Genomic DNA, 12357 nt, shown 5'->3' with positions numbered 1-12357 from the left:
GTAGGGATAGGCGTCGGTGCCGCCTGCCCCCTATTCCCCTACTGCCCTACTGCCCTACTGCCTTTTGATCAGCTTCCCGCCGCGCCGAACCAGCCGATCACGGCGCCGATGATCAGCAGCACGCCGAGCCAGTGGCCGCCGTCGATGAGGGTCAGGTCCCAGCCGAAATTCTCGTAGCGGTGGTTGACCGAGAGCGTCGTGGCGACGAAACCCAGCCAGAGCACAAAGCCGAAGACAAGTCCGGCGAGCCATGTCGGCTCGCCGCCGGTCATCGCGCCGACGACCAGGGCCAATATGGTGGCCATGACCAGTTCGGCGATGAAGCTGATGACGAAGGGCAGCGGCGATTTCTTCATCGTCGCCGGATCGAGCTTGGCGGCCTTCAGCCACGCCTTGCTCAGGCCCATGTACCAAGCGGCGCCGAACAGCCACGCGGCGATCGCGGCAGCGACCACCGCCAGCCAGTTCACTGCTGAAAAATCCATGAGCTCCCCCTCTGATCTGTATGTGATGGAACGCCTGTTCGGCGATCGCGTCAAGCGAACCGCCAGACCGTCGTGCGCTTGACCAGCGCATCCTCCAGCGCCCGCGTGACGGCCACTTCATACACAGAAAGCGGCTTCAGCCCTGCCTTCGGCAGATACGACCGTCCGGGATCGCCGACGAGGATCTCGGCGCCGCGCGCCTTCAGCGTTGCGAACCATGGCATCAGCCGGTCGGCGAAAGATTTGTCGTAGAAAACATCACCGGCCAGGACCACGTCCCAACCTGCATCGGTGCCGATGCAATCCGTGCCGAGGAAGTCGGTCCCGACACCGTTGATCTCGCTGTTGAGCCGGATCGCGGTGGCACAGAACGGATCGATGTCGGCTGCGGTCACCTTGGCGGCACCTGCCTTGGCGGCAGCGATGGCGACAAGGCCGGAGCCGGAAGCGAAGTCGAGCACGCGCTTGCCCCGCACCGTGCCGGGATTGTCCAGGATATAGCGGGCAAGGCCCTGGCCGCCGGCCCAGGCAAAGGCCCAGAAAGGCGGCGGCAGGCCGATCTCGACCAGCTCATCCTCGGTCCGCTGCCACAAATCATGCGCTTCGTCGGCAAGATGAAGCAGGATCTCCGGGACGTGCGGCGGCGCCATCAGCGCCGTGTTGTCGAGAATGAATTGCCTCGCGCTGTTGGGCGTCAGCGCCGTCACGGAGCCGGCGTCAAGCCGCCCATGCGGCAGACTTCCTTCCATTCGGCCGGCTTTCCGTGCAGCCGGTGACGCCGGCCGAGCCGCACCAGCGCCATGTCGGCAAGCTTCGGATTGGCCTTGACCTGTTCCAGCGTCGGCGGGTTCGGCACATCCCTTACGGCGCGGATGTCGACGCATTCCCAGCGCGGATCGTCCGACGTGGTGTCGGGATGGGCAAGCGCGCAGACTTCAGCGATACCGACGACGTTCAGCCCCTCGTTGGAATGGTAGAAGAAGCCGAGATCGCCGATCTGCATCGCCTTCATGTTGTTGCGCGCGGCGTAGTTGCGCACGCCGTCCCATTGCGTGCCGGCCTTGCCCTTGGCCTTCAGCATCTCGAAGGAGAACTTGAATGGCTCGGATTTGAACAGCCAGTAGTTCATGTCTTTCTCCTCCTAGGCGTCGCGCGGGCGACCGGGATTAACTAGCCGCCGGCTTGTTGAACGTCCAGTTCCACGGGCGGATTTCGACGCTTTCGAACAGCCCGGCCTTGGCGTAGGGGTCGGCCGCCGAAAGAGCCTGGGCGCCAGCCAGGTCGGACGCTTCGACGACCACGAGGCTGCCATTGGGCTTGCCTTCGGTGTCAAGAAACGGACCGGCGAAGGCCAGCTTCTTGTCGCCGTTCAACCCTTCGAGAAAGGCGATATGCTCGGGCCGCGTGTCGAGGCGCACCTGCAGGCTTCCGGGCTTGTCCTTGCAAATCACAGCAAACAGCATCTTTATTCTCCTGATCGTTCAAAGTCGTGGGGATCAATCGTTGGTTTCGGTCTTCAGCGGCCGGGTCATCAAGGCCGTCACAGCCTGCCGGACGGTGATGGCACCCTCCAGTATGGCGGCGACGGCGGCAATGATCGGCGCGTCGATGTTGCGCTCGGTGGCGATGCGGGCAGCGATCGCCGCCGTCGGCACGCCTTCGGCGAGCGGCAATCCGGCAAGCGGCTTGCCTTGGCCGAGCGCCAGGCCATAGGCGAAATTGCGCGACTGGGTGGACGAGCAGGTCAGCAGCAGGTCGCCAAGGCCGGAAAGCCCCATCAGCGTTTCGGGCCTGGCGCCGAAGGCAGCGCCGATGCGGCGCAGCTCGACAAAGCCGCGCGTCACCATGGCGGCCTGGGCGCTGGCACCGTGACCCGCGCCAGTGACGGCACCCGCCGCAATGGCGAAGACGTTCTTCAAGGCGCCGCCGATCTCGACGCCGATCAGGTCGTCGTTCGAATAGCAGCGCAGGTTTTCGGCGGAAAAGCGGGCGGCGAGATCGGCGGCCAATGCCTCGTCGCGGGCAGCGACCACAACGGCCGTCGGCAGGCCGCGGGCGACGTCGGTGGCGAAGCTCGGACCCGACAGAGCGGCAACGGGATTTAGCGGCAGGATTTCTTCGACGATCGCCGACAGCAAGGCGCCGGTCTCGCTTTCGATGCCCTTGGCACACAGAACCAGCGGGACACCGGCCGGCATATGGTCCTTCGCTGCCGCCAGCGTAGTCCGCAGCGACTGGGCCGGCGTCACCGCCAGCACGCAGTCGGCACCGTCGAGCGCGGCCTGGATGTTGCTCGTCGCCACGATGCCGGGCTGGAGCGTGATGCCCGGCAGGTAGCGTGGATTTTCGCCGCGGTCGATCGCGGCGACGGTCTCCGGGTCGCGCGCGTAAAGGCGGACGAAATGCCCGGCGCGCAGCATGGCCAAGGCCAAGGCAGTGCCCCAGGCCCCGCCGCCGAGCACGGCAACGCGCCAGCCGGTTGGCGCGGTGTCGTTGCCGCTCATTGCCCGCTCGTTCATGCCTTGGCTCCGCGCCGGCCGGAGCCGACCATCGGCGCCGAGATGCTATCCAGCGGCCAGCGCGAGCGCGGCACGAAATCGAAGCCGTTCTCATGCGCCATGCCGGCGCGCAGCCGCTCGACACCGGCCCAGGCGATCATCGCCGCATTGTCGGTGCAGAGCTTCAGCGGTGGTGCAATGAAGGTGAAGCCGATCTCGGCACAGAGCCGCTCCAGCATGATCTTGATCGTGCGGTTGGCGGCGACACCACCGGCAACGACGAGGGCCGGGTTTTTCGTGCCGGGAAATGTATCGCGAAAGCGCGTTAGCGCGCGGGAAACGCGGTCGGCCAGCGCATCGGCCACCGCTGCCTGGAACGAGGCGCAGATGTCGGCGACGTCCTGGTCGCTCAGCGGCGCAATGGCGCTCGCCGCCTGGCGCACGGCGGTCTTGAGGCCGGAGAAGGAGAAGTCGGGCTGGGCCGAGCCCTTCATCGGTCGCGGAAAGGCAAAGCGCGAGGCATTGCCGGCCTGTGCCGCTTTCTCGACATTCGGCCCGCCGGGATAGGGCAGGCCAAGCATCTTGGCCGTCTTGTCGAAGGCTTCGCCGAGCGCGTCGTCGATGGTAGTGGCCCAGCGCTGGTAGTCGCCGACGCCCCGCACGGCGACGATTTGCGTATGGCCGCCGGAGACCAGCAGCAAGAGATAGGGAAAGTCGAGCCCGTCGGTCAGCCTTGCGGTCAGCGCATGGCCTTCGAGGTGGTTGATGGCGATCAGCGGCTTGTTCGCCGCAGCGGCGATCGCCTTGGCGGTCATCAGCCCGACGATCAGCCCGCCGACCAGGCCGGGGCCGGCGGTGGCGGCAATCGCGTCGATATCGGCGAGCGCCGTGCCCGAATCGGCAAGCGCCGCCTCGATGATGCCGTCCAGCGCCTCGACATGGGCACGCGCGGCGATTTCCGGCACGACACCGCCGAAAGCGGCATGCTCCTCGATCTGGCTGAGCACGATGTTGGACAGGATTTTTGGCGCGGCGTAGCCGTCGATGGCCACCACGCTGGCGGCGGTCTCGTCACAACTCGTCTCTATGCCCAGCACGCGGATCAATTCGTCGCTGTCCCTAAAGATTGTATCATGGGGCTTTCCCCGTTAGGAGAACCCCGGAAAAGCCTCGCTTGCCGGGGGGTTATCACGGACTGCGCGCCATGCAAACAATCTTGAGAATCGGAACACGCGGCAGCCCGCTGGCGCTGGCACAGGCGCATGAAGCACAGGCGCGGCTGATGGCCGCGCATGGCATGCCGGCGGAGGCGTTCGAGGTGGTCGTCATCGCGACCAGCGGCGACCGCATCCAGGACCGGCCGCTGTCGGAAGCCGGCGGCAAGGGCCTGTTCACCAAGGAGATCGAGGAGGCGCTGCTGGCGGGCCGGATCGACATCGCGGTGCATTCGTCGAAGGACATGCCGACGCAACTGCCGGACGGTCTCGAACTCTCGGCCTTCCTGCCGCGCGAGGATGCACGCGACGCCTTTGTCGGCAAGGCGGCGAAGACGATCGCCGAACTGCCGCGCGGGGCGAAAGTGGGGTCGTCGTCGCTGCGGCGGCAAGCGCTGATCCGCCGGATGCGGCCGGATCTCGACGTGGTGATGTTCCGCGGCAATGTGCAGACGCGGCTGCGCAAGCTTGAAGAAGGCGTGGCCGCGGGCACGATCCTGGCCTATGCCGGGCTGAAGCGGCTTGGGCTCGAGCATGTCGTCACCGATCTGATACCGCTCGATGTCTTCCCGCCGGCGCCGGGGCAAGGTGCGATCGGTATCGAAACCCGTATCGGCGACCGCGATGTCGAAAAAATGCTGGCAGCCGTCCATGATGTACCGACCGGCCAGGCGCTGGCCTGCGAGCGTGCCTTCCTGGCGGCGCTCGATGGCTCCTGCCGCACACCGATCGCCGGCTATGCGGCGATCGAGGCCGGAAAACTGTCTTTTGCCGGGCTGATCATCTCGCCCGACGGCACGCAGTCGCACACGGTCGAGCTGCAGGGGCCGGCGCAAGACGCCGCCCGCATCGGCGGTGAAGCGGCCCGGAGTGTGCGCGCCAAGGCCGGCGAAAAGTTCTTCGACGGCTGGCTCTGAAATGCTTCGCGTCCTGGTGACCAGGCCGGAACCGGGTGCCTCGCGCACAGCGCATCGGCTTGAGGAGGCAGGTTTTCAGCCGGTTCTTTTGCCCCTGACCGAAACAAAGGCGTTGCCTGCCGCCGCCGGACTGATCCCGGACGATGCCGTCGCGGTGGCCGTCACCAGCGCCAATGCCATGCGTCATGCGCCGGAAGAAATCATCGCGACGCTCGCCGCCTTGCCTTGTCATGCGGTCGGCAAAAGGACGGCGCAAGCGGCGCTTCGAGCGGGGTTTTTGTCGGTCAGTGAAGGCCCGGGCGATGCGGAGGCGCTGGCCGACAGTCTCGCCGTCGATTTTTCTGGAAAGACGATTGTCTACCTCTGCGGGCGCGTGCGTTTTCCGGCGTTCGAACAGAGGCTCGGGACGGCGGGCGTTCGGGTCCACGCCGTCGAGACCTATGACACGCTGGCAGTGGGGTATTCGGACGAAGTCATCCTCGAACGCCTGTCGGGGCAACCTGCCGACGCGGTGTTGCTCTATTCAGCCAAGGCGGCGGCGGCGATGCAGACCTTGGCAAGACGGCCCGCTCTGCGCGGTCTCTTCGAAAAAACATGGGTTTTTGCGCTTTCCACTCGCATCGCGGCAGCCTTCGACGGTGTCGCCAGCGAAAGGATCCGCATTGCCGCGCAGCCCGACGAGGATGTGCTGCTGGCGCTTTTGCAGGCGCCGCGCTGAGCCGCGTCATCACACCGCCCCTTTTCACCGCTTGGTGATGTGCTAGACCCTTTCTGAACCATCATGCGCCGCCAGGCGTTGAGACGAAGCGAATTGTGCGGAGCCCAGGCATGGTCAAGACGCCGAAGATGCGACACTCGAAAAGCCGCCGCGAGCCGGTGACCATCGATCTCGAGCCGGGCGCCGTCTCACGCATCGCCGACGAGGACGCCGCCACGCAGGAGGCCCGGACAGACGAGGCGAAGGCCGAGGAAGCAGCGAACGCTTCGCAACCCGAGGTTCCCGAAGAGCCGGTTCACGCCGACCAGACCGATCTCGAGCCCTGGGAGCATACCGACGCCCGGGCCGAACCGGAGCAGCCGCCGGCAGCGGCGACAAAGCCCGCTAGCGAGGCCGAGATCCCCTATCCCGGATCGTCCGACGAGCCCGGATCGTCCCACGGTCCCGGATCGTCCGATGCGCCGGCCGGCAAGACCAAAGCCTACGACTACAGTTTCGAGGACGCATCGGCGAAGCGCACGCAGACCGACGGCAACAAGGCGAAACCCGAGACACGGGACGAGAAAATGGCGCCACCCCTTGAAAAGCGCGGCGGCCTCAACGGCGTCGCCGCCGGCATCATCGGCGGCGTCATCGCGCTGGTCGGCGCCGGCGGGCTGCAATTTGCCGGCCTGCTTGGCGCGCCGGGTTCCGGTGCCGGCGTCTCGCTCGATGGCGTCAACGGCGACATCGCCTCGCTGAAGACCGAAATCGCCGGTTTGAAGGACGCCGGCGGCAACGGCGATGGAGCGGCGAAGATGGTCGGCCTGTCCTCGGGCCTTGAACAGGTCAAGGCCGATGTGGCGGCGCTGAAATCGGCTGTCGAGAAAGGTGGAGCAGGCGACGCGGCCGGGGTCGCCGCACTGGGCGACAAGGTCGCGCAGATCGAGACGGCGGTCGCCGCCCTCGGCAAGGCCGGCAGCTCGGCGCCGGTCGATCTCGGTCCGCTCAACGAGAAACTGGCTGGCCTCGACGCGCTGGTGAAGTCGGCCGGCGAGGCTACGACGGCGCAGGAGGGCCGGCTGACAGCGCTGGAGCAGTCTGTGTCGCAGCTGTCCGGCAAGGTCGAGGCGGCGGCGGGGCAGCCGAAGGTAGCGCTTGCCATCGCGGCGTCGGCCTTGAAGGCGGCGCTCGAGCGTGGCGGGCCGTTTTCGGCCGAACTCGAAACCCTCGCGGCAATTTCGCCCGATGCGCCGCAGCTTGCGGCACTGCGCCCCTATGCTGAAAAGGGCGTTCCGACCCGCGCCGAGATCGCATCGCAGGCTGATGCCGCCGCCAATGCCATGGTCACTGCCGCGACGCCCGTCGATGAGAATGCCGGCTTCCTGCAGAATCTGATGTCGAGCGCCGAATCGCTGGTCAAGGTCAGGCCGATCGGCGCCGTCGAAGGCGCCGGCGCACCGGAAACCGTCGCGCGCATGGAGGCGGCGGTCAACCAGGGCGACTACGCGAAGGCACTCAGCGAGTATGAAACGCTGCCCGAGGCCGCCAAGGCCGCTGGCGCGGACTTTGCCGGCAAGCTGAAGGCACGCATCGAGGTCGAAACCCAGGTCGATGCGCTGATCTCGGGCGCGATGAAGGCATGAGGGCAACACAATGATCCGCCTGCTCGCCTTCCTCATCGTCGTTTTCGCGCTCGGGCTGGGCTTTGCCTGGCTGGCCGACCGGCCGGGCGACATGGTCGTCACTTTCAACGGCTATCAATACCAGGTCAGCCTGATGGTGGCGGCGGTGGCCGTCGTTGCCGTGGTCGCCGCGGTGATGATCCTGTGGTGGCTGCTCAAGTCGCTGTGGAACAGCCCCTACACCATCTCGCGCTATTTCCGCGTCCGCCGCCGCGACCGTGGCTATCAGGCGCTGTCGACCGGCATGATTGCCGCCGGCGCCGGTGATGGCGCGCTGGCCCGCAAGAAGACCAAGGAAGCCGCCAAGCTGATCCGTTCCGACCAGGAGCCGCTGATCCACCTGCTGGAAGCGCAGGCGTCGCTGCTCGAAGGCGATCATGAAGGCGCGCGGCAGAAATTCGAAAGCATGCTCGACGATCCCGAAATGCGGCTGCTGGGTTTGCGCGGGCTTTATCTGGAAGCCGAACGGCTCGGCGACCGCAACGCTGCCAGGCATTATGCCGGCCGCGCCGCGGTGATGGCGCCGCAGCTGGCCTGGGCGGCGGAATCGACGCTGGAAGAGCTGACCGCGCGCGGCGACTGGGACGGCGCCCTGAAACTGGTCGACGCGCAGAAGGCGACACGGCAGATCGAACGCGATGCCGCCAATCGCCGCCGCGCCGTGCTTTTGACCGCCAAGGCGCAGGCGCTTGCCGACAGCGATCCCGCCGCCGCCAGGACGGCGGCGATCGAGGCCAACAAGCTTAGGCCGGACTTCGCGCCCGCGGCCGTTGCCGCCGCGGCCGCATTGTTCAAGCAGAACGATGTGCGCAAGGGCTCGAAGATCCTCGAGGCGGCCTGGAAGGCCGAGCCGCATCCGGAGGTCGCCGAGCTCTATACCCATGCAAGGCCGGGCGACGCCGTGCTCGACCGCCTCACCCGGGCGAAGAAGCTGCAGGAAATGAAGAAAAACCACGCCGAATCGTCGATGACGGTGGCGCGCGCCGCGCTCGACGCGCAGGATTTCTCGACCGCCCGCCGCGAGGCCGAGGCGGCGATCCGGATGGACCGCCGCGAGGGCGCCTATCTGCTGCTCGCAGACATCGAGGAGGCCGAAACCGGCGATCAGGGCAAGGTGCGGCAGCTGCTATCCAGGGCGGTGCGGGCGCCGCGCGATCCGGCCTGGGTCGCAGACGGCGTGGTGTCGGAACGCTGGGCGCCGGTGTCGCCGATCACCGGCCGGCTCGACGCCTTCGAGTGGCGTGCGCCGATGGAGCGTCTCGGCCAGTTGATCGACAGCCATGACGACATGCCAGCCGATGCGGCGCCGGTCATCGAAGCATTGGCGAAGCCGACGAGCGAAAAAGGGCCGATCGAGGTGATCGATGACGCCGGTGGCGAGACGTCGGCGGGCAAGCAAGCTGAAAGTCGCGAAGAAGATCATGTCAGGCCGATCACGGCAGCGGCCTTCGCCGCGGTGCCGAGCGATGCCGAGGGCGTCGATCCGGCCGAGGAGCTTGCGCGGTTGCCGGACGATCCCGGCGTCGATCCGGACGAGGAAGCGGAGAAATCGCCGCGCCGGTTTCGATTGTTTTGAGTTGGGCAGGCCGTCAGGCCGTTGGGGTATGGATCTATGTTTGAACGCGTTCTGTCGTTTCTCAGGGATTTGCCGGCCGGCGCCGGCACTCGTGCCAGCACGGACGATCCGCGCATCGCCGCCTCGGCGCTGCTCTACCATGTGATGAATGCCGATGGCGTGCGCCAGGATGTCGAGTGGGAGCGGTTCAAGGCGGTGCTGGCGGAGAGCTATTCGATCAGCGGCACGGAACTTGAGGCACTTGCCGCCGCCGGCGAGCGGGCCGACAATGAGGCGATCGATCTCTATGCCTTCACCAGTGTCCTGAAGCGGCATCTCGATGCCGATGCGCGCAAGGCCTTCATCGGCCTGATGTGGGAAATCGTCTATGCCGACGGCGAGTTGCACGAGCTCGAGGACAACACCGTCTGGCGCGTCGCCGAGCTGATCGGCGTCGAACGCCATGATCGCGTCGAGGCGCGCCGCAAGGCAGCGGCGCACGCGCCCGGCGCCACCGGAACATCGAGCGACGAATAGGATCTTCGCCTTCCCATGCCGCGTCAAACGAGTTCGAAGCCAAAGATACTGATCGTGCTGCATCAGGAGAGTTCGAGCCCAGGGCGTGTCGGCCACATGTTGCTGGAAGAAGGGTTCGACCTCGATATCCGCCGGCCGCCGCTTGGCGACGCCTTGCCCGAAACACTGGACGGCCACGCCGGCACGGTGGTGTTCGGCGGTCCGATGAGCGCCAATGACGAGGACGAGTTCGTTCGCCGCGAGACCAACTGGCTGGAAATACCGCTGAGGGAGAACCGGCCATGTCTCGGCATCTGTCTCGGCGCACAGATGCTGGTCAACTGTCTCGGCGGCAAGGTCGAAGGACACGGCGAAGGGCTGGTCGAGGTTGGCTGGTATCCCCTGAAAGCGACCGAAGCCGGCAAGCAACTGATGCACTGGCCGGAGATGGTCTATCAGTTCCACCGCGAGGGTTTCTCGCTGCCCAGGGACGCGACGCTGCTGGCGACGGCCGAGACCTATCCCAACCAGGCCTTCCGCTACGGCGACAATGCCTGGGGCATCCAGTTCCATGGCGAACTGACCAGGGTGATGATGCAGCGCTGGGTGGTGCGCGGCGCGCATCGCTTCGAATTGCCCGGTGCCCAGCCCGGCCGCGATCATCTCGGCGGCCGGCTGATCTGGGACATGCATCTCAAGCGTTGGCTGGACGAGTTTTTGCGGATGATTTTCGGCAAGCCGAGCAGGTAGCTAATGCATGTTGCCCAAAAGTGACTCCGGTTTTGGGAAAACGACATGCATAAAACAAGACCTAAAGCGCGGCGCGTGAATCTGTTTCGACGCGACGCGCTTTAAGGTTCGAGCACAGGCCGCAGGAAGCTGCGCTCGTAGCTGAGAATGCTGCGATTGCGTTTTTCCATTTCAAACACTTCCTGGCATTCCGGGTCGGCAGCCATACGCTTGCGATAGTCCTCGTAGTCGGCAAGGCTCGGAAAGCTGAACATGGCAAAAGCGATATTGCTCGCCCCCTCGCTCGGAAGGAAATAGCCGTGATGGTTTCCGCCGAGGCGGTTGACCAGAGCTATCCAGCGACGGCCATAATCTTCGAACTCGGCAAGCTTGTAGGGGTCGATGACGTATTTCAGGTAGCAAGTGATCATGAGAGCTCCTGTGGCACGGGGGCGGGGCATTTTGGCTTGTCAACTGGAGGAAGATCAGTTGCGTCCGTCGAGATGGCGCACCTTGCGCAGTTGCGGGAACAGCACCATCCACAGGCCCGCTACGGCGATGGCGCCGATGCCGCCGATCACCACGGCCGGCACCGTGCCGATCAGCGCGGCCATCGTGCCGGCGCGGAATTCGCCGACCTCGTTGGAGGCGCCGACAAAGACCTGGTTGACGGCGTTGACGCGGCCGCGCACCTCGTCGGGCGTCCACAGCTGAATTAGCGTTTCCCTGATGTAGACGCTGAACATATCGGTGGCGCCAAGGAAGACCAGCGCCACGATCGACAGCCAGGTGATGGTGGAAAGGCCGAACAGCACGGTGAAGGCGCCGAACGAGGCGGCGGCGACCAGCATGATCATGCCCGCGTGGTTGCGAAGCGGATGCCCGGCCAGCCAGATGGCGACGCAAATGGCGCCGATGCTGGGCGCCGAGCGCAGCAGGCCGAGGCCCCAGGGGCCGAGCTGGAGGATGTCGCGTGCATAGACCGGCAGCAGCGCCGAGGCGCCGGACAGGAGCACGGCGAACAGATCGAGCGAGATGGCGCCGAGCACGATCTTCTCGCTCCAGATGTAGCTGAACCCGCCGAGCAGGTGCTGCATCGTCGGCTTTTCCGACTCGGTCCGCTGCGACGGCTTCGGAATGGTGAAGATCAGCAGCCCGGACACGAGCATCAGGACGGCGGCGGTTCCGTAGGCCGCTTCCGGCGACACGCCGTAGAGCAGGCCGCCGGCGACCGGGCCGACGATGGTCGCCGTCTGCCAGGCCGATGAATTCCAGGCGATGGCGTTGGCGAAATCCTGAGGCGGCACCAGATTGGCGAACAGCGAGGCGGAGGCCGGACCGAAAAAGGCGCGGGCGACGCCGAACATGGCAAGCACGCAGAAGATCGGCAGCGGCCCGCTGATGCCGCGCAGCGTCAGGACCAGCAGCGCCAGCGCGCACATCGCCTCCACCACGACCGCCAGCGCCATGATCAGGCGGCGACCGAAGCGATCAGCGACGACGCCGGTGACCAGCACCAGAAGCAGCGACGGCAGGAACTGGACGATGCCGACAAGGCCGAGATCGAGCGGGTCGCGGGTCAAATCGTACATCTGCCAGCCGACCGCGACGGACACGATCATGGTGGCGAATGTGGTGAGGAAACGCGCCGCCCAATAGCTCAGGAAGGACCGATGGCGGAACGCGGCATAGCGCTGGTCCGGCGATATCTGTTCTGCTGTCATGATTTAAGAGGCCCCGTTCGAATGGCATCAGCTGGCGGGGCACTTCCACGATGGGCGCTGGTCCGGCTGGCGGAACTTTTAGCTCAGTTCGCAGCGGATATGCGTCAAAATCAGTGCTGGATCAAGGAATTTTCAGCCTAAAGCGCGTCGCGACTTTTGAGCGAGATGCATTAGCGCTACTGCGTCATGAGTTTCTGGCCGAACGGAGCAATCGTTGACGTTGGCGCTGCCCCTCACTGTCCTGCCGGACATCTCTCCCCGTATGGTGACGGGAAGAGAGGGGCCGGTGTCCGAACCGGATAGATAGGTAACAGAATGGACTGATTAGATGGGTGAC

At 65.7% G+C, this 12357-nt stretch carries 14 protein-coding genes; 6 read left to right on the top strand and 8 right to left on the bottom strand.

Annotated elements, in window-relative coordinates; translation table 11 throughout:
* Window positions 1–68: 68 nt before the first annotated feature.
* The 6 genes from EOB59_RS30930 to tsaD are packed head-to-tail and all read right to left on the bottom strand — an operon-like array spanning window position 69 to window position 4086.
* The gene (locus EOB59_RS30930) at window positions 69–485 is read right to left on the bottom strand and encodes a DUF1761 domain-containing protein (protein ID WP_128289999.1); all 417 of its coding nucleotides are present in this window, start codon (window positions 483–485) and stop codon (window positions 69–71) included.
* A 50-nt stretch (window positions 486–535) separates the two neighbouring features.
* Window positions 536–1234 (bottom strand): methyltransferase, encoded by a 699-nt coding sequence (locus EOB59_RS30925; protein WP_206622081.1) that lies wholly within the window; start codon window positions 1232–1234, stop codon window positions 536–538.
* Window positions 1189–1614, bottom strand: coding sequence for an EVE domain-containing protein (locus EOB59_RS30920; protein WP_128289998.1), 426 nt, complete (start codon window positions 1612–1614; stop codon window positions 1189–1191). The genes EOB59_RS30925 and EOB59_RS30920 overlap by 46 nt, the downstream gene beginning before the upstream one ends.
* 37 nt (window positions 1615–1651) lie before the next feature.
* Window positions 1652–1948 (bottom strand): YciI-like protein, encoded by a 297-nt coding sequence (locus EOB59_RS30915; RefSeq protein ID WP_127808728.1) that lies wholly within the window; start codon window positions 1946–1948, stop codon window positions 1652–1654.
* A gap of 33 nt (window positions 1949–1981) precedes the next feature.
* Window positions 1982–3004 (bottom strand): NAD(P)H-dependent glycerol-3-phosphate dehydrogenase, encoded by a 1023-nt coding sequence (locus EOB59_RS30910; RefSeq protein ID WP_128289997.1) that lies wholly within the window; start codon window positions 3002–3004, stop codon window positions 1982–1984.
* Window positions 3001–4086 (bottom strand): tRNA (adenosine(37)-N6)-threonylcarbamoyltransferase complex transferase subunit TsaD, encoded by a 1086-nt coding sequence (gene tsaD, locus EOB59_RS30905; RefSeq protein WP_206622082.1) that lies wholly within the window; start codon window positions 4084–4086, stop codon window positions 3001–3003. Before tsaD ends, EOB59_RS30910 begins: the two co-directional genes overlap by 4 nt.
* A 101-nt stretch (window positions 4087–4187) precedes the next feature.
* On the opposite strand from tsaD, the gene hemC reads away from it, so the two are divergent.
* The 6 genes from hemC to EOB59_RS30875 all read left to right on the top strand — a co-directional run bounded on the left by hemC (window position 4188) and on the right by EOB59_RS30875 (window position 10317).
* Entirely contained in the window at window positions 4188–5114 is a 927-nt protein-coding gene (gene hemC, locus EOB59_RS30900) for a hydroxymethylbilane synthase (RefSeq protein WP_128289995.1), read from the top strand.
* 1 nt (window position 5115) lies between these two features.
* On the top strand, window positions 5116–5832 hold the full coding sequence (locus EOB59_RS30895) for a uroporphyrinogen-III synthase (RefSeq protein ID WP_128289994.1): 717 nt from the start codon (window positions 5116–5118) through the stop codon (window positions 5830–5832).
* 110 nt (window positions 5833–5942) lie between these two features.
* A complete protein-coding gene (locus EOB59_RS30890; RefSeq protein WP_127397170.1) occupies window positions 5943–7457 on the top strand; it encodes a COG4223 family protein in 1515 nt (504 codons plus the stop codon).
* A gap of 10 nt (window positions 7458–7467) precedes the next feature.
* The gene (locus EOB59_RS30885) at window positions 7468–9072 is read left to right on the top strand and encodes a heme biosynthesis protein HemY (RefSeq protein ID WP_127808733.1); all 1605 of its coding nucleotides are present in this window, start codon (window positions 7468–7470) and stop codon (window positions 9070–9072) included.
* A 36-nt stretch (window positions 9073–9108) separates the two neighbouring features.
* The gene (locus EOB59_RS30880) at window positions 9109–9588 is read left to right on the top strand and encodes a TerB family tellurite resistance protein (RefSeq protein WP_127268697.1); all 480 of its coding nucleotides are present in this window, start codon (window positions 9109–9111) and stop codon (window positions 9586–9588) included.
* Window positions 9589–9603: 15 nt separating this feature from the next.
* Window positions 9604–10317: a glutamine amidotransferase gene (locus EOB59_RS30875; RefSeq protein ID WP_128289993.1), complete on the top strand. Its 714-nt coding sequence runs from the start codon at window positions 9604–9606 to the stop codon at window positions 10315–10317.
* Window positions 10318–10418: 101 nt separating this feature from the next.
* Here the strand turns inward: EOB59_RS30875 and EOB59_RS30870 are convergent, their stop codons facing one another.
* Window positions 10419–10727 carry an NIPSNAP family protein gene (locus tag EOB59_RS30870; RefSeq protein ID WP_127397458.1) on the bottom strand — a complete coding sequence of 103 codons (309 nt, stop codon included), beginning with the start codon at window positions 10725–10727 and terminating at the stop codon, window positions 10419–10421.
* A 54-nt stretch (window positions 10728–10781) separates the two neighbouring features.
* Window positions 10782–12020, bottom strand: a complete 1239-nt coding sequence (locus tag EOB59_RS30865) for an MFS transporter (protein WP_127318782.1) — start codon at window positions 12018–12020, stop codon at window positions 10782–10784.
* Window positions 12021–12357 lie beyond the last annotated feature (337 nt).

Source organism: Mesorhizobium sp. M7A.F.Ca.MR.176.00.0.0 (assembly GCF_004023165.1).
Taxonomy (GTDB): Bacteria; Pseudomonadota; Alphaproteobacteria; order Rhizobiales; family Rhizobiaceae; genus Mesorhizobium.
The sequence above is the reverse complement of the archived record's forward strand: the minus strand, read 5'-3'. Positions and strand labels throughout refer to the sequence as shown.